This window comes from Streptomyces sp. NPDC007863 (assembly GCF_040633895.1).
Taxonomy (GTDB): domain Bacteria; phylum Actinomycetota; class Actinomycetes; order Streptomycetales; family Streptomycetaceae; genus Streptomyces.
Map to the genome: position 1 here is coordinate 32,630 of NZ_JBEYEI010000031.1, position 22,427 is coordinate 55,056.

Genomic DNA, 22,427 nt, shown 5'->3' on the forward strand with positions numbered 1-22,427 from the left:
CGCCGGACGGATGTCCGACGGGGCCTTCCCACCTCAGGCGTCAGCGGGCGCCGGCGGGCGTCAGCTGTGCGCCCGCAGCAGCGTCCGCATGGTGCGCATGGCCACCGAGAGGTTCGCCAGGTCGAAGGTGTCCGAGCCCTGGATCTCCTCCAGGGTCGTCCGGGCCCGGCCCAGGATCGGCGCGTTGTTCTCCTCCCACGCCTTGAAGCGCTCCTCGGGCGTCGAGGTGCCGTTCCCGGCGGCCAGGACGTCGGAGGTGAGCGCCGCGTGGGCGGCGAAGAGGTCCTCGCGGATGGAGGCGCGGGCCATGGACTGCCAGCGGTCGGCCCGCGGCAGCTCGATGATCCGGTCCATCAGGTCGGTGATCCGCAGGCGGTCGGCCAGGTCGTAGTAGACCTCGGCGACGGCCAGCGGGTCCTTCTCCATGCGGTCGGCGACGGCGACGATGTCGAGCGTCGGGAAGGCGGACGAGAAGCCCGCGACGCGCACGGCCAGCTCCTCCGGGACGCCGAAGCCGGTCAGCTCGTCGAGGATCGACTGGTACCACTCGGCGTCCGAGCCGCGCAGCAGCTGCGGCAGCTGCTGCCAGACACGCTCGACGCGGTCGGCGAAGAACGCGATGGTCTCGCCGATCGCGAGCGGCTGCGGCCGGTTGTTGAGCAGCCAGCGGGTGCCGCGCTCGACGAGCCGGCGGGAGTGCAGCCGCATCCGGGTCTGGATCTCGGCCGGGACCGTGTTGTCGAGGGCCTCGACGGCGTCCCAGACCTCGCCGAGCCGGAAGATGGCCCGGGCCGCGGTCTGGGCGCGGACGATCTCCTCCAGGGACGCGCCGGTCTCCTCGCGGAGGCGGTGCAGGAAGGTCGAGCCGCCGGTGTTGACGGTGTCGTTGACCAGGACGGTGGTGATGATCTCGCGGCGCAGCGCGTGGTTGTCGACGGCCTCGCCGAACTTCTCGCGCAGCAGCGTCGGGAAGTAGGCGTGGAGCAGGCCGGCCAGGTACGGGTCGTCGGGCAGCCCGGTGCCGATCAGCTCGTCCGCCACCGTGATCTTGGTGTAGGCGAGGAGGACGGCGAGCTCGGGCTGGCTGAGGCCCTTCTCGGTGTTGAGGAGCTCGCGGATCTGCCGGTCGTTGGGCAGGAACTCCAGCGAGCGGTCGAGCGCCCCGTCGCGGCCCAGGCGGCGCATGAAGCGCTGGTGGGCGTGGAGCAGGGACGGCGACTGGGCGACGGCGTTGGCCAGGGCGGTGTTCTGCGCGTAGTTGTTGCGCAGGACGAGCCGGCCGACCTCGTCGGTCATCTCGGCGAGGATCTTGTTGCGCTGCTTGACGGTCATGTCGCCCTCGGCGACGAGCCCGTTGAGCAGGATCTTGATGTTGACCTCGTGGTCGGAGGTGTCGACGCCGGCGCTGTTGTCGATGGCGTCGGTGTTGATCTTGCCGCCGGTGCGCTCGGGGCCGCCGACGCGGGCGAACTCGATGCGGCCGAGCTGGGTGGCGCCGAGGTTGCCGCCCTCGCCGACGACCTTGGCGCGGACGTCCTGGCCGTCGACGCGGATGGCGTCGTTGGCCTTGTCGCCGACGTCGGCGTTGGACTCGGCGCCCGACTTCACGTACGTGCCGATGCCGCCGTTCCACAGCAGGTCGACGGGCGACTGGAGGATCGCCTTCATCAGCTCGGCCGGGGTGAGCTTGGTGACGCCGTCCTCGATGCCGAGCGCGGCCCGCATGTGGGCGTTGACCGGGATGGACTTCGCGGTACGGGGGTGGATGCCGCCGCCCGCGGAGAGCAGCGAGGCGTCGTAGTCGGCCCAGGAGGAGCGGGGCAGCTCGAAGAGGCGGCGGCGCTCGGCGTACGAGGTGGCCGCGTCCGGGTTCGGGTCGACGAAGATGTGGCGGTGGTCGAAGGCGGCGACCAGGCGGATGTGCTCGGAGAGCAGCATGCCGTTGCCGAAGACGTCGCCGGACATGTCGCCGACGCCGACGACGGTGAAGTCCTCGGTCTGGGTGTCGTGGCCCAGCTCGCGGAAGTGCCGCTTGACGGACTCCCAGGCGCCGCGGGCGGTGATGCCCATGCCCTTGTGGTCGTAGCCGGCGGAACCGCCGGAGGCGAAGGCGTCGCCGAGCCAGAAGCCGTACTCCTCCGCGACGCCGTTGGCGATGTCGGAGAAGGTGGCGGTGCCCTTGTCGGCGGCGACGACGAGGTAGGTGTCGTCCTCGTCGTGGCGGACGACGTCGAGCGGGGGCACGACCTCGCCGGCGACCAGGTTGTCGGTGATGTCGAGCAGCGCCGAGATGAAGGTCTTGTACGAGGCGATGCCCTCGGCCAGCCAGGCGTCGCGGTCCACGGACGGGTCCGGGAGCTGCTTGGCGACGAAGCCGCCCTTGGCGCCGACGGGCACGATGACGGTGTTCTTCACCATCTGCGCCTTGACCAGGCCGAGGATCTCGGTGCGGAAGTCCTCGCGGCGGTCGGACCAGCGCAGACCGCCTCGGGCGACCTTGCCGAAGCGCAGGTGGACGCCCTCGACGCGCGGCGAGTAGACCCAGATCTCGAAGGCGGGGCGCGGCGCCGGCAGGTCGGGGATGGCCTGCGGGTCGAACTTCATCGACACGTAGGAGTGGGGCCGGCCGTCCGAGGACTTCTGGAAGAAGTTGGTCCGCAGCGTCGCCTTGATGACGGTGAGGAAGGACCGCAGGATCCGGTCCTCGTCCAGGCTCGCGACCTGGTCGAGGGCGCCGTCGAGCTCCTCCAGGATGCCGTCGATGAGCTCGGTGCCGGCGCGCTGGCGCTCCGGGGCCATCCGGGCCTCGAAGAGGGAGACGAGCAGCCGGGTGGTGTGGACGTTGTTGCGGAGGGTGTCCTCCATGTAGTCCTGGCTGAACGGCGAGCTCGCCTGCCGGAGGTACTTGGCGTAGGCGCGCAGCACCATCGCCTCGCGCCAGGTGAGCCCGGCGGAGAGGACGAGGGAGTTGAAGTTGTCGTTCTCGGCCTCGCCGGTCCAGGTGGCGGCGAAGGCCTCCTGGAAGCGCTCGCGGGCGTCGTCGCCGACGTAGTCGCCGCCGTTGCCGGTGGGCGCGGGCATCCGCAGGCCGAAGTCGTAGATCCAGGCGTGGGTGCGGTCGGCGCAGCGGAGCTCGTACGGACGCTCGTCGGTGACCTCGACGCCGAGGCGGTTGAGGACCGGCAGGACCGCGGAGAGGGAGACCTGGTCGCCGGTCTTGTAGATCTTGAAGCGGCGCTCGCCGGGGCCGGCGGCGACGGGCTCGTACAGGGAGAGCGCGAAGTCCTTGCCGCTGGCCTTGAGAGCCTCCAGGCGGACCAGGTCGGCGACGGCGGCGCGCGGCGAGTGGTCGGCCTTGTAGCCCTCGGAGAAGGCGTTGCCGTAGCGGCGCAGCAGCTCGGCGGCGCGCTCCTCGCCGAACTCGGCGTTCAGGGCCTCGCCGAAGCCGTCGGACCAGGAGCGGGCGGCCTCGACGAGCCGGGCCTCGATGCGGTCCACGTCGGCGTCGGTGAGGGCGGTGAGGACCGTACCGGGCTCGACCCGGATGACGAAGTGGAGGCGGGAGAGGATCGACTCCGTGTTCCAGGCGGTGAAGTCGACGGAGGTGCCGTTCAGCTCCTCCTTGAGGATGTCGATGATCCGCAGCCGGACGCGGGTGGTGTAGCGGTCGCGCGGCAGGTAGACGAGGGCCGAGTAGTAGCGGCCGTACTCGTCCTGGCGCAGGTAGAGCCGCAGCCGGCGCCGCTCCTGGAGGTACAGGACGCTGGTGACGATGGACTGGAGCTGGTCGACCGGGGTCTGGAACAGCTCGTCGCGCGGGTAGGTCTCCAGGATCTGGAGCAGGTCGCGGCCGTCGTGGCTGTTCGGGGAGAAACCGGCGCCGGCCAGCACCTCCTGGACCTTGCGCTTGACGACGGGCACGCGGCGCACGGACTCGGTGTACGCGGCGGACGAGAAGAGGCCGAGGAAGCGGCGCTCGCCGATGACGTTGCCGTCGGCGTCGAACTTCTTCACGCCGACGTAGTCGAGGTACGAGGGGCGGTGCACGGTCGCGCGGCTGTTGGCCTTCGTCAGGATGAGCAGCTTGTGCTCGCGGGCCTTGGCGCGGGCGTCGGCGGGCAGCCGGCTGAAGGACGGGGAGACCGGGTGGGCGTGGTGGCCGGACTCGCCGTCGGTGTGGTGCGGGTCGGAGCGCAGGATGCCGAGGCCGGTGCCGGGGACGGCGGCGAGCGCGTCGCCGTCGACGAGCTCGTACTCGCGGTAGCCGAGGAAGGTGAAGTGGTCGTCGGAGAGCCAGCGCAGCAGCTCCTGGGCCTCCTCGACCTCGGTGGGCCGCAGGTCGGAGGCGGTGGGCTCGTCGGCGAGGCCGTCGGCGATGCGCAGCGCGGCGTCGCGCATCTTCTCCCAGTCCTCGACGGTCTCGCGGACGTCGGAGAGGACCCGGAGCAGGTCGGTGGTGATCTGCTTGAGGTCGGCCTTGTCGGTCTCGCGGTCGATCTCGACGTGGATCCAGGACTCGGCGAGCGCGTCGTGCGGCAGCTCGCCGTGGATCTGGGCCGACAGGACCTCGATGAGCTTGCCGGTGATGTCACGGCGGACGAGGACCTGCGGGTGGATCACGACGTGGATGCCGCGGCCCTGGCGGGACAGCTCGTTGGTGACGGAGTCGACGAGGAAGGGCATGTCGTCGGTGACGACCTCGACGACGGAGTGGCTGCTGGTCCAGCCGTTCTCCTCGACCGTCGGGGTGTGCACGCGGACGTTCGCGGTGCCCTGGGGCCGGTTCTCCGCCAGCTTGTAGTGGGAGAGCGCGGCACCGAAGACGTCGTCCGGATCGCGGTCGGAGAGGTCCTCGGGGGCGGTGTGCAGGTAGTAGCGCTGGAGATAGTCGAGCATGGTGTCCCGGTCCGGGCGCTCGCCCTCCGGGCCCGTCGGAAGTCGCCCCCCGACCGGGCTGTGCTCAGCTACGCGGGCGGCCCTCTCGAGCAGCTCGGCCTTTGCTTCGTCCAGCTTGGTCTGCATGTCCTCTGACTCCTGTCGCGCGCCATTGCGTGACGTCGGTGGGTAGGGCAGAACGCCTCGACGCGGTGATTCCGATCGAAGTCGACGTTACGCCCGGATGGGAGATGCCCGGATGGAAACCGGCCACGGTGAGCGGCGATTCCGGACGGAGGGGATCGGCGAACGCACGGGCGGCCCGGCCGCGTGAGCGGACCGGGCGGCAGCCGGGGGCCGCACTGCCCCCGCGGCGTATCGCGCTGATCACGGGAAAAGCCTATCGCTCAAGCCCCGGGCCCCGTCATGAGCCGTATGTGTACAAAAGCGGGGGTGGAAGTTTGACGTTCTGGACAGCGACACATGCACTCTTGGCGGATCGCGCGGAACGGTGCAGCGTGGACGCGTGCACGACGAGGACCGACCGTCCCTGAGACCGGGAGAGCCATGGCCAAGATCTTGATCGTGACGGGTGACGCGGCGGAGTCGCTGGAGGTGTTGTACCCGTACCAGCGTCTGCTCGAAGAAGGGTACGAGGTCGACATCGCGGCTCCGGCGCGCAAGCAGCTCCGGTTCGTGGTCCACGACTTCGAACCCGGCTACGACACGTACACCGAGAAGCCCGGCTACACCTGGCCCGCCGACCTCGCCTTCTCGGAGGTCGACCCGGGCGACTACGTGGCCGTGGTGATCCCGGGCGGCCGCGCCCCGGAGTACCTGCGCAACGACCCGGAGCTCCGCAAGATCCTGAAGTCCTTCTTCGACGCGGACAAGCCGGTGGCGCAGATCTGCCACGGCCCGCTGCTCACGGCGGCGGTCGGCGGCCTGGAGGGCCGCAGGGTCACCGCGTACCCGGCCCTGGAGCTGGACATGCAGGCGGCGGGCGCCGACTTCCAGGACTCGGCGGCGGTCGTCGACGGCCTGCTCGTCTCCTCGCGGGCCTGGCCGGACCACCCGACGTGGATGCGCGAGTTCCTGAAGGTGCTGCGCGCGAAGGGCTGAGGCCCGGCGGGGCGGCCCGGCACGGGCCGCCCCGCACACGGCACGGGCCGCCCCGCACACGGCTCAGGCCAGCTCCTCCGCGACGGCGACCGCCTCCTCCAGGGAGTCGACCACCGGCACGCCGACCCGCTCCAGCGACGCCCGGCTGTGCGACCCGCCGGTGTAGAGCACCGCCCGCGCCCCCACGTGCGCCGCGGCCACCGCGTCGTCCGCGGCGTCACCGATGACGACGATCCGCTCGGCGGGGACGGCCAGCGCCTGGAGGTGGCGCACCATGTGCCCGGACTTCCCGTCCGTGGAGCTGTCGGGGCGCCCGTCGACCCGGACGAACCGCTCCGCGATCCCGTACCGCCGCACCAGCGGCAGCAGGTCGGCGTGCGGGGCGAGCGAGAGCAGCGACTGGGTGGCGCCGGCGGCCTGCCGGGCCGCGAGCAGCTCGGCGGCGCCCGAGGTCAGCCCGCAGCCCTCCGCGCGCTCCCAGTAGTGGCGGTGGAAGGTGCCGTCCATCAGGGTCCACTCGGCGTCGGTGGGCAGCCGGCCCATCAGCCGCTCGTAGAACCTCGGCACCGGGACGGTGTACAGCTCGCGGTACCGCTCCAGCGTGATCGGTTCGAGGCCGAGCTCCGCGAAGGCCGCGTTGGTGGCGCCGATGACGGCGGCGATGTCGTCGAGCAGGGTGCCGTTCCAGTCCCAGACCAGATGCTTCCCCGAGTGGTGCTTCCCCATGGGGCGACGGTACAGCCCGTGGCCTCAGCCGAGGAGGGAGGGGATCTCCTGGATCCCGAACCAGAGGAGCTCGTGGTCCTCGGCCCCGTCCACGACGAACTGGGCGTCGTCGTCGCCCTGGTCGGCGGCGCCGAGCGCGGCGGCCGCGGCGGTCACGTCCGCCTCGGCGTCGTCGGCGTCGGCGTGCACGGCGGCGGCCTTCGCGAGGACCACGGGCCCGGCGATCCGCACCTCGCCGATCGCGCCGGCGTCGAGCCCCCGGTCCGGGTCCACGACGGCGTCCTTGTCGGCGACGTCGACGGCCACGACCACCCGGCGGCGCGGCGCCTCGGGGTCGCCCGCGACGAGCCGCAGCGAGGCGGCGGCGGCGCGGCTGAGCGCCGCGTACTCCAGCTCCTCGATGTCGTCCGAGACGTACCACTCGCGCAGCGCCGGGGTCACCGCGTAGGCGGTCAGCGGCCCGGGCCCCACCTCGCCCGCCTTGTGCGCCTGTGCGAGACCGGGAAGGGTCAGAGGAACGTACACGCGCATGGCTGGCCGCTTTCGTAGTCGGAAACGCCCTCAGGATACGTCCGCCCCCACCACCCCGGGATGTCCACCCGGAGGCCGGCATCACCCTGATAGGCGAATCACCCTGCGTGTCCGTCCCGGCCCGCACGCCCCTTGCGGCCCCCGCCGCCCACCCCGTACAAGATCCCCACGGAAAGTTACCGACCGGTACCACCCGGTCACCCTCCGAAGGGATCCCATGCGCCACACCACGACCACCACCCCCGCGGACACCCCCGCGGACACCCCGCGCCCGACCACCCCCGCCGAACCCTCCAGGCGGACCCCCGCAGCCCCCGCAGCCCCCGCGCGCGCCCCGCACCAGCGCACCGCCGTCCCCGAGCCCCGTGGGCTCCCGGCCGGCCTCCACGGCCACGCCACGGCCCCGGCCGACGCCCGCCGGACCGCCGCCCCGCGCACCGCCCCCCACCGCGCCGGCGGCCCCGGCGGCCCCTCGCGCCCCACCGTGCCCGGGCAGGGCGGCCCCGGCGGGCGGCCCCGCCGGGCCATCGGGGCCGACCGCCGCGCCCTCCCCGTGCACACGGCGTTCGCCGAGCGCCTCGTCGCCGTGCTCAGCGGGGAGCGGCCCGTGCACTCGATGCTGGGGCTGACCGTCGGGGAGGCGTACGAGCAGCTGGTGCGGCTCGCGCCGAGGACCGTGGCGCGCGGGCTCGGGGCCCGGCCCGTGCTGCGGCGGTGCGCCGCGCAGCCGCACTCCGGGGACGCCGTCCTGGAGGTCTTCGCCTCCCTCGCCGCCGGCCACCGCGTCCGCGCCCTCGCCTTCCGTCTGGAACGCGGCGACGACCACCGCTGGCGGTGCGCCGCCGTCGAACTCGACGGCCTCGGCCGGCTCGTCGGCGGCGCCCAGCCATGACGAAGGGCCCCGCCGGACGGATCCGGCAGGGCCCTTCACTCACACTCGGCGGGTCACTTCTTGCGGCGACGCCCGCCCGCGCTCTTCTGCGCCTTGCGGCGCTCCGCCCGCGTCAGCCCGTCACCGGCGTCCTCGCCGTCCGACGCGAAGTCGCCCTCGACGACACCCCCGTCACCGTCCACCGACGGCGCCGAGAAGTGCAGCCGGTCCGGCCGCTGCGGGGCGTCCAGGCCCTTGGCGCGGATCTCCGGACGGCCACCCGCCCCGGTGCCACGAGCCGCTGCCGCGGCGGGGGCCTCGCCCTTGTCCAGGGACGGCGCGCCCGCCTGCACCGGAACCTCCTCGACCTGCTGCTCGACCTGGACCTCCAGGTTGAACAGGTAGCCGACGGACTCCTCCTTGATGCCCTCCATCATGGCGGTGAACATGTCGAAGCCCTCGCGCTGGTACTCGACCAGCGGGTCCTTCTGCGCCATCGCCCGCAGGCCGATGCCCTCCTGGAGGTAGTCCATCTCGTAGAGGTGCTCGCGCCACTTGCGGTCCAGGACCGACAGCACGACCCGGCGCTCCAGCTCGCGCATGATCTCCGAGCCGAGCTGCGTCTCGCGCGCCTCGTACTGGGCGTGGATGTCGTCCTTGATGGACTCGGCGATGAACTCCGCGGTGATGCCCGCGCGGTCGCCCGCCGCGTCCTCCAGCTCCTCGACCGTCACCTTCACCGGGTAGAGCTGCTTGAACGCGCCCCACAGCCGGTCCAGGTCCCACTCCTCCGCGAAGCCCTCGGCGGTCTCCTGGCGGATGTAGTCGTCGATGGTGTCGTCCATGAAGTGGCGGATCTGCTCGTGCAGGTCCTCGCCCTCCAGGACGCGCCGGCGCTCGCCGTAGATGACCTCGCGCTGGCGGTTCAGCACCTCGTCGTACTTCAGGACGTTCTTGCGCGTCTCGAAGTTCTGCGTCTCGACCTGCGACTGCGCGGAGGCGATCGCCCGGGTGACCATCTTGTTCTCGATCGGCACGTCGTCCGGCACGTTGGCCATCGCCATCACGCGCTCGACCATCTGCGCCTTGAACAGCCGCATCAGGTCGTCGCCCAGCGACAGGTAGAAGCGGGACTCGCCCGGGTCGCCCTGACGGCCGGAACGACCGCGCAGCTGGTTGTCGATACGCCGCGACTCGTGGCGCTCGGTGCCCAAGACGTAGAGCCCGCCGAGCTCCTTGACCTCCTCGAACTCCGCCTTCACGGCCTTCTCGGCGCGCTCCAGGGCGCCCGGCAGGGCCGCGGCCCACTCCTCGACGTGCTCGACCGGGTCCAGACCCGCCTGCCGCAGCTCCGCCTCGGCCAGGTCGTCCGGGTTGCCGCCCAGCTTGATGTCGGTACCACGGCCGGCCATGTTCGTGGCGACGGTGACCGCGCCCCGGCGGCCGGCCTGGGCGACGATGCTGGCCTCGCGCTCGTGGTGCTTGGCGTTCAGCACCTCGTGCGGCACACCGCGCTTGGACAGCTGCTGCGAGAGGTACTCGGACTTCTCGACCGAGGTGGTGCCGACGAGGACCGGCTGGCCCTTCTCGTGCTTCTCGACGATGTCGTCGACGACGGCGGCGAACTTGGCGACCTCGGTCCGGTAGATCAGGTCGGACTGGTCCTTGCGCTGCATCGGCCGGTTCGTCGGGATCGGGACGACGCCGAGCTTGTAGATCTGGTGGAACTCGGCCGCCTCGGTCATGGCCGTACCGGTCATGCCGGAGAGCTTGTCGTAGAGGCGGAAGAAGTTCTGGAGGGTGATCGTGGCGAGCGTCTGGTTCTCGTCCTTGATCTGCACGCCCTCCTTGGCCTCGATGGCCTGGTGCATGCCCTCGTTGTAGCGGCGGCCGGCGAGGATACGGCCGGTGTGCTCGTCGACGATCATGACCTCGCCGTCGATGACGACGTAGTCCTTGTCCTTCTTGAACAGTTCCTTCGCCTTGATGGCGTTGTTCAGGTAGCCGACGAGCGGGGTGTTCACCGACTCGTAGAGGTTGTCGATGCCGAGCCAGTCCTCGACCTTGGCGACACCGGCCTCGTGGATGGCGACCGTGCGCTTCTTCTCGTCGACCTCGTAGTCGCCGGTCTCCTCGATGCCCTTCAGCGGGTTGCCGGGCTCGCCCTTGGTGAGCCGGGTGACGAGCTTCGCGAAGTCGCCGTACCACTTGGTGGCCTGGTCGGCGGGGCCGGAGATGATCAGCGGCGTACGGGCCTCGTCGACCAGGATCGAGTCGACCTCGTCGACGCACGCGTAGTTGTGGCCGCGCTGCACGAGCTCGTCCTTCGACCACGCCATGTTGTCGCGCAGGTAGTCGAAGCCGAACTCGTTGTTCGTGCCGTACGTGATGTCGCAGGCGTACTGCTCGCGGCGCTGCGCCGGGGTCATGTTGGCGAGGATGCAGCCGACCTGGAGACCCAGGAACTTGTGGACCCGGCCCATCATCTCGGAGTCGCGCTCGGCCAGGTAGTCGTTGACCGTGATCAGGTGCACGCCCTTGCCGGAGAGCGCGTTGAGGTACGCCGGGAGCGTGCCGACGAGGGTCTTGCCCTCACCGGTCTTCATCTCGGCGACGTAGCCGAGGTGCAGCGCGGCACCGCCCATGATCTGGACGTCGTAGTGACGCTGGCCGAGCACGCGCTTGGCCGCCTCACGCACGGTGGCGAACGCCTCCGGAAGCAGGTCGTCGAGGCTCTCGCCGTCGGCGTACCGCTGCTTGTACTCCTCCGTGAGGGCCCGCAGGTCGGCGTCGGAGAGGTTGACGAAGTCCTCTTCGATGGAGTTGACCTGGTCCGCGATGCGGTGCAGTTTGCGCAGGATCTTGCCTTCGCCTGCACGCATGAGCTTGTTGAAGACGGACACTGAGGCTGGTCTCCTTGCCGGTCGGGCCTGGCACTGGGTCTTGTACGGACACGAGCGCGGGCACGGCAGGTGGTCCCCACCGCAACGGCCATCGTAAGCGAGACCACCCTCGCGGAGGGAGGCCCGCAGGGCCGCCGCCGCACGTCCGCCCGCAAAGAGAACGCACAAGGTGGTCGGAAGGTGCCGCGCCTTCCGAAAAGTGTTCGCTTCCGCCCCGCCCGGTCCTCACAATCCGGGCATGGATCCCATCACGCTCACCAGCGACCGTCTCCGGCTGCGCTGCTTCGTCCCCGAGGACGAGGACATCGTGTACACCCACTGCCAGGACCCCGCCATCCGCCGCTGGACGACCGTCCCGGACCCGTACCCCCGAGACGCCGCCACCTTCTTCCTCACCCGGCTCGTCCCCGACGGCTGGCGCGACGACTCCGACTACGCCTTCGCCGTCGAGCCGCTGGAGGGCGGCCCGCTCTTCGCCTCCGTCGGCCTCCACAACCGCGGCAACGGCGTCTGGGAGGTCGGCTTCTGGCTCGCCCCCGGCCACCGCGGCCACGGCTACATGACCGAGGTCGTGCGGACCGTCGCCCACTGGGCCTTCACCGGCCTCGGCTGCGTCCGCCTCCTCTGGCGCGCCGAGGTCGGCAACACCGCCTCCCGCGCGGTCGCCGAGCGCGTCGGCTTCGCCCCGGAGGGCGTCCAGCGCGCCGGCCTCCTCCACAACGGCACCCTCAGGGACGCCTGGACCGGCGCCCTGCTCCCCTCCGACTTCGGCCTGCCCAGCCCCCTCCCGTACCTGCCGCCCCGCGAGGCACCGCCCGCCGTGGCCCCCCGCCCGACCACCCCGAAGGCCTCCGGCACTGTCGGTCCCGGGGCCTAGGGTTTCCCCATGACGACCGCGCCGAAGACCGTGCCGAAGACCGCCCCGCCGACCTCTCCGAAGCCCGCTCCGAAGCCCACCGCCGCCCTCTCCGCCACCGAGGCGCGCAGGATCGTCCTGCGCGCCCAGGGCTTCCTCGGCGCCCCCGACCGCAAGGCCGGCGTCCGCGGCGTACTCCGTCACCTCGGCCAGGTCCAGCTGGACACCATCTCGGTCCTCGCCCGCTCCCACGAGCTCATCCCGTACGCCCGCCTCGGCGCCGTCGGCCGGACCACGGTCGAGGAGGCGTACTGGTCCGACGGCCACGCCTTCGAGTACTGGTCGCACGCCGCCTGCGTCCTGCCCGTCGAGGAGTGGCCGCTCTTCGCCTTCCGCCGCCGCGCCTACCGCGCCCGGCCGCAGTGGTACCACGAGCTGCCCGAGGGCGCCTACGCCAAGGTCGTCGACCAGCTGCGGTCCGAGGGCCCGCAGACCGCGACCGAGCTCGGCGGCGCCAAGAACAAGGGCGAGTGGTGGGACTGGTCCGACACCAAGATCGCCGTCGAGCGGGCGCTGATGTACGGCGACGTCGTCGTCACCGAGCGGCGCGGCTGGAAGCGCGTGTACGACCTCGCGGAGCGGGCGATCCCCGAACCGCTGCGCCACGACGACCTCGACGACACCGAGTGCGTACGGCGGCTCGTGCGGCAGGCGGGCGAGGCCCTGGGCGTCGGCACGCGCGCGGACATCGCCGACTACCACCGGCTGAAGGCCGAGCAGTTCGACGCCGTGGTCGCGGACTCCGGTCTGGTGCCGGTCGAGGTGGAGGGCTGGGGGAAGCCGGCCTGGGCGGACCCGGCGGCCCTCGCCGCCCCGCCGCGCGGCCGGCACCGCACGACGCTCCTCTCCCCCTTCGACTCCCTGATCTGGGAGCGGGCGCGCACCGAGCGGATCTTCGGCTTCACCCACCGCCTGGAGGCCTACGTGCCGAAGCCGAAGCGGGTGCACGGCTACTTCGCGATGCCGGTCCTCGCCGGCGGCCGCCTCGTCGGCCGCGTGGACCCCGCCCGCGAGGGCCGCACCCTCGTCGCCAAGCAGGTGTCCCTGGAGGGCCCCAAGGCCGTGGAACCGGTCGCCCAGGCCCTCCGCGAGGCCGCCGGCTGGGTCGGCTGCGACACGGTACGCGTCGAGCGCCTGGACCCGCCGGAGCTGACCCCGCCCCTGGTCAAGGCCCTGAACGCCTAGGCCCCGGACACCCGGGCGTCACCTCACCGGATCTCCAGGATCTTCTCCCGCATCGCGTACACCACGGCCTCCATGCGGGAGTGGAGCTGGAGCTTCTCCAGGATGTTCCGCACGTGGTTCTTCACCGTGTTCTCGGAGATGAACAGCTCCTTGGCGATGTCCCGGTTGTTCATCCCGGTCGCGACCAGCTTCAGGACCTCCAGCTCACGGTCGGTGAGCCGGGGCGCCGGAACCAGCCGGCGCTCGTCGGTGCGCTGGATCATCGACTTGAACTCGGTGAGGAGCTTCGAGGCCATCGACGGGCTGATCTGGGACTGCCCGTCGGCGACGGCACGGATCGCGGTCGCGACCTCGTCGGTGGAGATCTCCTTGAGCAGGTAACCCGTCGCGCCCGCCTTGATCGCGTCGTACAGGTCCGCCTCCTCGTCGCTGATCGTCAACATGATGATCTTCGCGCTGGGGGCGACCTCCTTGATGGAGGTGCACGCCTCGATGCCGCCGCGCCGGGGCATCCGCACGTCCATCAGGACGATGTCCGGCAGCAGGTCCGCCGCCTTGTCGACCGCCTCCGCCCCGTCACCCGCCTCGCCGACGACCTGGATGTCCTCCTCCTGCGCGAGGACGATCTCCAGGCCCCGCCGGAACAGTGCGTGATCGTCCACGACGAGGACCCGGATCGGCTCCCCGCGATAGACGTCGGCGGCCGAATCCGATCCTTCCGGCACACCCTCATGGGCGAGCGCACCGCGCTCGTGCCCGCCGAGCACCGGGCCGAAGCTGTCTGCCATCGTTCCTCCCCCTGAAGGCCGTGGCCTGAATTCGTTTCCGGTCCTCCAACCCATGCCCAGGAAGCACCGGTTGGCGTGCACGACATGATTTCATGCCCGGGCGGTCCCGGGGTGTCCTCAGGGGCGCACAGGGGTGCCCCTGGGGGCGCGAGGGGCGCTCCAGGGGCACCGAAACAGTCGGCCGATCAGCCGTTCGACGGGTCAGCCGCCGAGTGCACCGCCCGCTCCGCCGCTGTTCTCGGCGAGCGGGTCGTTCTCCAGGTGGATGACGCCGTAGTCGTAGGCGTGGCGCCGGTAGACGACGCTCGGCTGCTTGGTCTCGGCGTCGACGAAGAGATAGAAGTCGTGCCCGACCAGCTCCATCTCGTACAGGGCCTGGTCGAGTCCCATCGCGGCGGCCCGGTGCGTCTTCTCGCGGACCACGAGCGGACCTTCGCCCTGGACCTCGATCGAACCCATCATCGTGGTGGGCACCTCACCGGCGGCCTCGTCGGCCACGAGCTCTCCCTGCCCGTTCAGCTGCGCCGCACCGGGTACGACGTCACCGACCTCGGCCGCGGACAACCGTCCGTTGCCCCTGCGGGTGTAGCGCTTGTCGTGCTGCTTGCGGAGCCTGGCCTCCAGCTTGTCGCTGGCCAGGTCGAGGGCCGCGTACGGGTCGCCGGCCGACGCTTCCGCCCGGATGACCGGGCCTCGGGAGTGGAGGGTGATCTCCACGCGGTCGGACCGGTCTGCCTGCCGCGGGTTGGGCTCCTTGGACACCTCGACGTCGAGGCTGATCACCTTGCCGTCGAGCTTCTGGATCTTCTCCAGCTTCAGCTTCTCGGCCACGTGCTTGCGGAACCGCTCGGGCACCTCGGTCTTGCGGCCCTTGACGACGATGTCCACGCAGAACTCCGTTCCCGGATCGCCCGCCCGGCTCCTAGGCCTGCGGGCATCTCCCTTTGCACCAGCTCCGACGGTTTCACCGGAGCTCGGACTTGGCGACTTCGACCTCCTCCTCCCCAGCCGACAAGATCGCCACCCCGTCGACGGGAGGTTAATTCGCCTTTAACTCCTGTCCTGTGCGCAACCATGTAGACGTTGAGGGGACCGGGCTTTCGCCCGCCCTCACAACCGAACATAGCCCCTTCGGACGGGTGTCGGCACCCGCTGCCGCGACTTACCTCCATTCGGAGGCTTTCACCTCTCACCACCTGCAACGATCCAAGTTCTTGGCGAGTTCCGGTTTATTTCGAACGAAGCGGGAGATGATGCGATCACAGCCGCCACCCGCTGTTCGAATTCATGCTGCGCGAAATCCCTTCCGGATCTTTCCGCCGCCGTTGAGGTGAACGGGGGATGTACGACTCCGGGGCCCGCGCCGCCACCCCGGACACCCGCCCCGAGCGCACGCGCCGCCTCCGCCAGCGTCGCCCCGGTGGTCATCACGTCGTCCACCAGGACCACCCGCCCGGCCGCAAGCAGCCGCGCGCCGCCCGGCACCACCTCCAGCGCCCCCGCCAGGTTCGCCCGGCGCCCGCGCGCCCCGAGCCCCGCCTGGTCCGCCACCGCCCGCCGCTGCCGCAGCACCGGCACCACCCGCGCCGGCCGCCCGGCCCGCCGCAGCCGCGCCGCGGCCGCCAGCGCCACCCGCCGCGTCGGATCGTGGCCCCGCGCCCGCACCGAGCCCCGCGAGGACGGCACCGGCACCAGGAGCAGCGGACGGCCCCCGACGCCGCCCACGGCCCCCACAGCCCCCTCCACGGCCCGCGCGAGCGCCCCGCCCAGCGGCCCCGCGAGCCCCAGCGCCCCCCGCTCCTTGTGCGCGATCAGAAGCGCCCGCACCGCGCCCTCGTACGGCACGGCGGCGTGCACCAGGGGCAGCCCCTCGGGCTCCGGCAGGGGGCGCACCCTCCCACCCCCTCCCCCCTCCCCCGCCCCGACCCCCGCCAGCTCTCCCGCGCACGCCGCGCACAGGGCCGTCCGAGCGGCCCCGCAGCCTTCACAGGTGCCCGGCAGCACCAGTCCGGAGATCTCGCGCCACCAGCCCCGCATGGCTCCACTGTGGCGGGAAGGGGCGAGGGGGGCCACCCCTGTGGAAAACCCCTGTGGACGACGACGGAGGGGCTGTGCCGACGGGCGACAGCCCTTCGGCACAGCCCCTCGATACAGCCCCCTCGCAACAGCCCTCACGCGGCCCCGCACACAGCCCCTCCACGGGAGGGCCCCCGCTACGGGCCGGGCTACCCGGGAAAGACCGGCACGCTCCCCGACTTCACCACCGGCTGCCAGTTCGCGCCGGGCAGCAGCCGCACGATGCCGTCGTTGCCGGAGGCGGCGACGAGCGGCTCGGTCTCCCGGTGGGGCGCGGCGACCGCGCTGACGCCGTTGAGGCCGGGAAGCACGGAGCTGGCGGAGGTGGAGCCGTCGGTCTGGAGGAAACGGATCTGCTGGACGCCGCCGGCCTCCCGGCCGACGACGACGAGCCGGCTCGGGCCCGCCCAGGAGACGGACGAGACCGACTCCATGCGCGGCGCGGCCGGCTGGAGGTCGACCACGGACACGACCTGCTCGTCCGAGCCGTCCTGGCGCTCGATCCGGCCGATCTGGAGGGTGGTGCGCCCGTCACGGGTGATCAGGAGCGCGATCCGCACCCCGTCCGCCGAGACGCGCAGCGACTCGACGCGGGTGTCCTCGGTCAGCCACGGCGTGCGGACCTCGAACCACTTGCCGGTGCCGTCGGGCACGACCACCAGCCGCTGGTGGCCCTTGGCCCGGTCGGCGACCCACAGGTCGCCCCGGCGGCCGTCCCAGCTGGGCTGGGAGAGCCCGCCGTGCGCCGCCGCCGGGCCCACGGCCGCGCTCTTGAAGACGGGCGGCAGCTGCTCCTGCTCGGTGGTGATCGAGGAGACGTACAGCGCGGTGCCGTCCTCGGACACCCCGGCCGCCCGCGTCTCGCCACGGGCCACGGCGGCCGAGCCCAGCGGCACGGCGCCCTTGCCCAGCGGGCCGGGCACGGCGGCCGGCGGGACCCCGTCCTTCCCGCCGGGGGCGAGCGCCATCAGCCGGCCGTCGTCGTCGACGAAGTACGGCGTCTCGTCCTGCCCCGTGGCCCTGACCGCCTCGAACTCCTCGGCCTGGCCCTTCCCGAGCCGGCACACGGCGCCGCCGCCGTCGGCCTGGAGCTCCACCTGGTCGACCCGTACGGAGGTCAGGTCGCCCAGCGTGACGAGCATCTGGGCCGCCATCCGCCGGCACACCTCGCCGCCGAACCGGTCGGCCTTCGCGTTGAGCGGCACCTTGAGCGTGAACTGGTCGTCCGTCGTCAGCGTCGTGACGCCCGCGGCCAGCTCCGTCCCGGACGGGAACGGCGAGTCGACGGCGGGCCGCAGCCAGTGCGTGGGGCCTTCGAGGAGCGCCTTCACCGTCTGCGTCACCGGGTCCATCCGGGTGACGGGGTCCTGGCGCTGCCGGATGTAGACGGGGTCGGCGACCAGCCAGTCCTCGCCGGAGGCGAAGTAGTACTTGTTGACCGAGCGGTAGTTCCGCAGGAAGTCGGCCTCGCCGAGGACCAGGCCGGGCGGCAGGCCGTCGATCCGCCACTCCTTGTCCTTGCCGCCGGGCACGGTCTCCTGCACGACGTGGATCGCCTGCGCGTACTCCACGGGACTGTTCGGCTGGTACGCGTGCCGGGCGTCCACGGTCGCGATCTTCCGGCCGGAGATCGGGTACGCGCGCCCCTGGTTCTCGGGGTCGGCGTTGCGGGAGGCGCTCTGGCGGTCGGGCGCGGTGGCGAGCACGGTGATGCTCTGCTCCGGCTTCCAGCTCTTGGCGGCCTTCTCCGTCAGGTACTTGCGGGCGGTGGCGAACCCGGGGTCGTCACTCGTCATGGCCTCCAGGAAGCCGTCGACGATCTCGTCCGGGTCCGCGTTCTCCCGGGGGGCGACCGCGTAGACCCGCACCTGCGAGTCGCCGGGGTTGGCTCCGCGTACCTCCTGGACCTCGCCGCTGTCGGGGATGGTGGCGCAGCCCGTGGCCAGGACTCCGCCGCAGGCGGCGAGCACCAGCGCCCGTCCGGCCCGTCCCCGCCCCGCCCGCAGCCGCTTGTGCGCGTCAGCGCTCACGTGTGCCGTCCTCCCGCTCCGCGTTCCCCGCCCTGCCCGTACTCGTGCCCGCGCCCTGCTCGGTCTCGGCCGCCGTCCGCGCCACGACCCGGGCACCGTTGCCGGGCAGCGCCGCCGGGTCGACGGCCGCGCGCGGCGGCGCCGGGATCCTCGGCGGCACGCCGGGCAGCGGGGCCCGTTCCCCGGCGGGCTGGGCGGGGACGGAGGCGGTACGCCCCGACTCCTGCGCCCGGCCCGCTGCGGCCTGTTCCCGGTTGCGCCGGGAGTCCTCCGGCTCCAGCGGTATCGGCGATCCCCGCAGCGGCTCGTCGGCCGTGCGCGGCAGCGTGAGCCGGAACTGTGAACCGCCGCCGGCCTCGCCCCACGCCTGGAGCCAGCCGCCGTGCAGCCGCGCGTCCTCGACCGCGATGGACAGGCCGAGGCCCGTTCCGCCGGTGGTACGCGCGCGTGCCGGGTCGGCCCGCCAGAAGCGGTTGAAGACCCGGGTGGCCTCGCCCGGCTTCAGTCCGACGCCGTAGTCGCGTACGGCGACGGCGACGGCCCCGCCGGCCGCGGCCAGCTTGACGACGACGTCGCGGCCCTCGCCGTGCTCGACGGCGTTGACGACCAGGTTGCGCAGCACCCGCTCGACGCGGCGGGCGTCGGCCTCGGCGACGACGGGCTGCTCGTCGCCGACGACGACGATCCGGGTGCCCTTGCGCTCGGCGAGCGGCTCGGCGCCGCCGATGACCCGGCGCACCACCTGCCGCAGGTCGATCGGCTCGGCCTCCAGGGCGGCGGCGCCCGCGTCGAAGCGGCTGATCTCCAGGAGGTCGGAGAGCAGCGACTCGAAGCGGTCGAGCTGGTCGCCGAGGAGTTCGGCGGAGCGGGCGGTGACGGGGTCGAAGTCGACGCGGGCCTCGTGGATGACGTCGGCCGCCATCCGTACGGTGGTCAGCGGGGTCCGCAGCTCGTGCGAGACGTCGGAGACGAAGCGCCGCTGCATCCGCGACAGCTCCTCCAGCTGCTGGATCTTGAGCTGGAGGTTGGAGGCCATCTTGTTGAAGGCCTCGCCGAGGCGCGCGATGTCGTCCTCGCCGGTGACCTTCATCCGTTCCTGGAGCCGTCCGGCGGAGAGCCGCTCGGCGATCCCGGCGGCCATGCGTACGGGGGTGACGACCTGCCGCACCACGAACCAGGCGATGGCGCCGAGCAGGACGACGACGAAGAGTCCGGCGGTCGCCAGGGTGCCCTTGACCAGGTCGAGGGAGTCCTCCTCCTGGGTGAGCGGGAAGAGGTAGTAGAGCTCGTACTGCTTGCCCTCGGCGTCGTTGAGCCGCTTGCCGATCACCAGGCCGGGCTCGGACGCCTTGTCGCTGGTGTAGTGGATGCGCCCGAACTTCTGGAACGGCGAGTTGCCCTGCGCAACCTGGTGCCGCAGGTCGACGGGGACGGACCGCGCGGGGTCGACCTCGCCGGAGGCGCGGGCGCCGCGGCTCGCGGAGTCGCTGGAGTCCAGCGAGAGCGCCACCACGTTGAACGCGTTCTGCCCGCCGCTGGCGAGCTGCTCGACGAGCGTGGAGCGCCAGTTCACAGAGGATCCGGCGCGTACGCCGTCCGGCTCGGGCGTCGACGGGGTGGTCGCGGCCCGGTCCTGCGCGGCGGAGAACCCGCCGGCGGCCTGGATCTGGGCGGCCTTCTCCTTGGTCTCCAGCAGGCCGTTGCGGACCTGCCCGATGACGACGAGGCCGAGCAGCAGCACGACACCGAGGGACATCAGGAGGGTGCCGGCGACGACCCGCAGCTGGATGTTCCGCCGCCAGAGCCGTACCGCCGGCAGCAGCGGACGGCGCACCAGCCGGGCGACGATCCTGAAGACCCTGCCGCCCGGCGTCCCGTCCTGGAGAAGCCGTCCACCGCGCCTGAGGCGGCCGGAACGCGAGCCCCCCCGTCCCGGTCCGGCAGCCCGCCCGGTACGGCCCCCAGGGGCCGGGGACTCCGGAGCAGTACTGCCCTTGCTCATATCAGCTCGGTCCCGCCTTGTAACCGACGCCACGGACGGTCACCACGATCTCCGGCCGCTCCGGGTCCTTCTCGACCTTGGAGCGCAGCCGCTGGACATGGACGTTCACCAGCCGGGTGTCGGCCGCGTGCCGGTAGCCCCAGACCTGTTCCAGGAGCACCTCGCGGGTGAACACCTGCCACGGCTTGCGGGCGAGCGCGACCAGCAGGTCGAACTCGAGCGGCGTGAGCGCGATGGACTGGCCGTCCCGCTTCACGGAGTGCCCGGCCACGTCGATGACGAGGTCACCGATGGTGAGCTGCTCCGGCGCGGGCTCCTCGGAGCGCCGCAGCCGTGCCCGGATGCGGGCGACGAGCTCCTTGGGCTTGAACGGCTTGACGATGTAGTCGTCGGCCCCGGATTCCAGGCCCACGACGACGTCGACGGTGTCGCTCTTGGCCGTCAGCATCACGATGGGCACGCCGGACTCGGCCCTGATGAGCCGGCACACCTCGATGCCGTCCCGTCCGGGCAGCATGAGGTCGAGCAGCACCAGGTCCGGCTTGGCCTCGCGAAAAGCGGCGAGGGCCTTGTCGCCGTCCGCGACGAACGACGGCTCGAACCCTTCACCCTTGAGCACGATCCCGAGCATCTCGGCCAGTGCGGTGTCGTCGTCGACGACGAGAACGCGTCCCTTCATATCGACATCATCCCATTTCCGTATCAGTCTCAAGGCGGCTGGTGAGATACCTCACTGACCTGCGACAACGTCCCGGACGAAGTCTCTGACTCCCCGTGTCCGGGCGCCCCGCCGCCAGTAACGACTGTCACCCCCCGTGCCCCCGTGGTCGCCCAGAACCGTACCCCGCCGGGCCGCGAACGCCCATGTTCGGGACGGTGCTTCCTGCCCGGTCCGCCGTGGGGTTCCCCGTGACACGATGGCAGCCGGCCCGCCGCCCGACCGTGGACGGCCGCCGTGACCAGGCCGGTTCGCCGACCGGCACCGCGACCCAATCCTTCGAGGTGGACGACCGTGAACGACACTCCGGGCCGGAACACGCCCGGATCCGCCCCTTCCGACGGCCAGGACGGCCCCGCGATCCCCGGGCAGCCCTCCGCGCCGGAGCCGGACGCCTCCGGCCCCCAGTGGTCGAAGGACCAGCCGCCCGCGGGCCGCTGGTCGCCGCCTCCGGGCGGCCCGACCCCGCCGCCGTCTCCCGGCCGGGCCTGGGGGAACCCGCCCCCGCAGCGCGGCTACGGCGGCCCCGCGGCCCCTAAGCCGGGCGTCATCCCCCTGCGTCCGCTGGGCGTCGGCGAGATCCTCGACGCCGCGGTCACGACCCTCCGCCGCTACTGGCGTACGGTGCTGGCCGTCACGGTCCCCGTGGCCGTCGTCACCCAGGTCGCCCTGGTGTTCGTGCAGCGATACCTCTCCGCGGAGGTTCCGGCCCTGCACGCGGACGCGACGCCGACGGAGCAGCTGGAGGCGGCTTCCGAGTACCTCCGGGCCTCCTTCACCGAGCTGGCCCCGACGATGCTGGTCTCCGTGGCCGCCTCGGTCTTCACCAGCGCGCTGCTCACCATCGTGGTCAGCCGGGCCGTCCTCGGCCGGCCGGTGACCGTCTCCGAGGCCTGGCGGGAGGCGAGCCCGCGCCTGCCGCAGCTCCTGCTCCTGTCCCTGGCCCTGCCGCTGGGTGCCGGAGCGCTCGCCTTCGCGGCGATGCTCCCCGGTCTGCTGCTCGGCGGGGCGGGCGGCGCGACGCTCGCCTTCCTCGGCGGTGCGGCGGCCTTCGTGGCCATCGTCTGGCTGCTGATCCGCTTCGGCCTGGCGTCCCCGGCCCTGATGCTGGAGCGTCAGGGCATCGTCCCGGCGCTGAAGCGCTCGGCGAAGCTCGTGGACGGCTCCTGGTGGCGGGTCTTCGGCATCACGCTGCTGGCCCAGCTCCTCATCATGATCTTCACGATGATCCTGACGATCCCGTTCACGGCGGTCGCCTTCGCCCTCGACGGCGGCTTCGAGCTGACGTGGACGTACCTCTCCGTCATGGCGGTCGGCGGCATCATCACCAGCTCCCTCACGTACCCGATCGCCGCGGGCGTCTCCGTCTTCCTCTACGTCGACCAGCGCATCCGCCGCGAGGCCCTGGACCTGGAACTCACCAAGGCCGCGGCCGGCACCGACGACTGACCCCCTCACCACAACGGCCCCCGCCTCCTCGGACCGGAGGAGACGGGGGCCGTACTCGTACCGGGGCAGGCACCCCACCGGTTTCGCCCCGGAAACGCAGAAAAGCCCCGCACCATAAGGTGCGGGGCTTTCCCACAATGATTGTTCGGCGGCGTCCTACTCTCCCACAGGGTCCCCCCTGCAGTACCATCGGCGCTGAAAGGCTTAGCTTCCGGGTTCGGAATGTAACCGGGCG

The 22,427-nt window shown here is 72.0% G+C and carries 15 protein-coding genes and 1 rRNA gene; 5 read left to right on the top strand and 11 right to left on the bottom strand.

The features are described 5' to 3' along the window. Positions 1-60: 60 nt before the first annotated feature. Positions 61-5,022, bottom strand: coding sequence for an NAD-glutamate dehydrogenase (locus tag ABZ621_RS34705; RefSeq protein WP_360610725.1), 4,962 nt, complete (start codon positions 5,020-5,022; stop codon positions 61-63). 420 nt (positions 5,023-5,442) lie between these two features. Between ABZ621_RS34705 and ABZ621_RS34710 the strand changes: the two genes are divergently transcribed. After that, positions 5,443-5,997 carry a DJ-1/PfpI family protein gene (locus ABZ621_RS34710; RefSeq protein WP_031008360.1) on the top strand — a complete coding sequence of 185 codons (555 nt, stop codon included), beginning with the start codon at positions 5,443-5,445 and terminating at the stop codon, positions 5,995-5,997. Positions 5,998-6,060: 63 nt separating this feature from the next. Here the strand turns inward: ABZ621_RS34710 and ABZ621_RS34715 are convergent, their stop codons facing one another. Together ABZ621_RS34715 and ABZ621_RS34720 are read right to left on the bottom strand one after the other, a co-directional pair. Continuing rightward, positions 6,061-6,723, bottom strand: a complete 663-nt coding sequence (locus ABZ621_RS34715; protein ID WP_360610728.1) for an HAD hydrolase-like protein — start codon at positions 6,721-6,723, stop codon at positions 6,061-6,063. 24 nt (positions 6,724-6,747) lie between these two features. Continuing rightward, the gene (locus tag ABZ621_RS34720; protein ID WP_189945836.1) at positions 6,748-7,254 is read right to left on the bottom strand and encodes a hypothetical protein; all 507 of its coding nucleotides are present in this window, start codon (positions 7,252-7,254) and stop codon (positions 6,748-6,750) included. Positions 7,255-7,471: 217 nt separating this feature from the next. Between ABZ621_RS34720 and ABZ621_RS34725 the strand changes: the two genes are divergently transcribed. Next, a complete protein-coding gene (locus tag ABZ621_RS34725; RefSeq protein ID WP_360610730.1) occupies positions 7,472-8,146 on the top strand; it encodes an Rv3235 family protein in 675 nt (224 codons plus the stop codon). Between the two features lie 53 nt (positions 8,147-8,199). Here the strand turns inward: ABZ621_RS34725 and secA are convergent, their stop codons facing one another. After that, positions 8,200-11,028: a preprotein translocase subunit SecA gene (gene secA / locus ABZ621_RS34730; RefSeq protein ID WP_360610731.1), complete on the bottom strand. Its 2,829-nt coding sequence runs from the start codon at positions 11,026-11,028 to the stop codon at positions 8,200-8,202. A gap of 238 nt (positions 11,029-11,266) precedes the next feature. On the opposite strand from secA, the gene ABZ621_RS34735 reads away from it, so the two are divergent. Both ABZ621_RS34735 and ABZ621_RS34740 read left to right on the top strand, forming a co-directional pair. Further along, complete coding sequence (locus ABZ621_RS34735; RefSeq protein ID WP_360610733.1) at positions 11,267-11,905, top strand: GNAT family N-acetyltransferase; 639 nt, start codon at positions 11,267-11,269, stop codon at positions 11,903-11,905. Between the two features lie 9 nt (positions 11,906-11,914). Beyond that, positions 11,915-13,129: a crosslink repair DNA glycosylase YcaQ family protein gene (locus tag ABZ621_RS34740; protein WP_360610735.1), complete on the top strand. Its 1,215-nt coding sequence runs from the start codon at positions 11,915-11,917 to the stop codon at positions 13,127-13,129. 23 nt (positions 13,130-13,152) lie between these two features. Here ABZ621_RS34740 and ABZ621_RS34745 read toward each other — a convergent pair whose 3' ends face one another. From ABZ621_RS34745 to mtrA, 6 genes are all read right to left on the bottom strand, one after another. Next, on the bottom strand, positions 13,153-13,917 hold the full coding sequence (locus ABZ621_RS34745) for a response regulator transcription factor (RefSeq protein WP_360610737.1): 765 nt from the start codon (positions 13,915-13,917) through the stop codon (positions 13,153-13,155). Between the two features lie 201 nt (positions 13,918-14,118). Beyond that, a complete protein-coding gene (gene raiA / locus ABZ621_RS34750) occupies positions 14,119-14,805 on the bottom strand; it encodes a ribosome-associated translation inhibitor RaiA (RefSeq protein ID WP_360610739.1) in 687 nt (228 codons plus the stop codon). A 294-nt stretch (positions 14,806-15,099) separates the two neighbouring features. Continuing rightward, entirely contained in the window at positions 15,100-15,954 is an 855-nt protein-coding gene (locus ABZ621_RS34755) for a ComF family protein (protein WP_360610741.1), read from the bottom strand. 188 nt (positions 15,955-16,142) lie between these two features. After that, positions 16,143-18,023 (bottom strand): LpqB family beta-propeller domain-containing protein, encoded by a 1,881-nt coding sequence (locus tag ABZ621_RS34760; protein WP_360610742.1) that lies wholly within the window; start codon positions 18,021-18,023, stop codon positions 16,143-16,145. Beyond that, the gene (gene mtrB, locus ABZ621_RS34765; protein WP_360610743.1) at positions 18,013-20,025 is read right to left on the bottom strand and encodes an MtrAB system histidine kinase MtrB; all 2,013 of its coding nucleotides are present in this window, start codon (positions 20,023-20,025) and stop codon (positions 18,013-18,015) included. The genes ABZ621_RS34760 and mtrB overlap by 11 nt, the downstream gene beginning before the upstream one ends. A gap of 1 nt (position 20,026) precedes the next feature. Beyond that, positions 20,027-20,704 (bottom strand): two-component system response regulator MtrA, encoded by a 678-nt coding sequence (gene mtrA / locus ABZ621_RS34770; protein ID WP_030498730.1) that lies wholly within the window; start codon positions 20,702-20,704, stop codon positions 20,027-20,029. A 333-nt stretch (positions 20,705-21,037) separates the two neighbouring features. Between mtrA and ABZ621_RS34775 the strand changes: the two genes are divergently transcribed. Next, a complete protein-coding gene (locus ABZ621_RS34775) occupies positions 21,038-22,192 on the top strand; it encodes a hypothetical protein (RefSeq protein ID WP_360610744.1) in 1,155 nt (384 codons plus the stop codon). A 143-nt stretch (positions 22,193-22,335) separates the two neighbouring features. Here the strand turns inward: ABZ621_RS34775 and rrf are convergent. Then, positions 22,336-22,427, bottom strand: a 5S ribosomal RNA gene (gene rrf, locus ABZ621_RS34780); the annotation flags it as partial.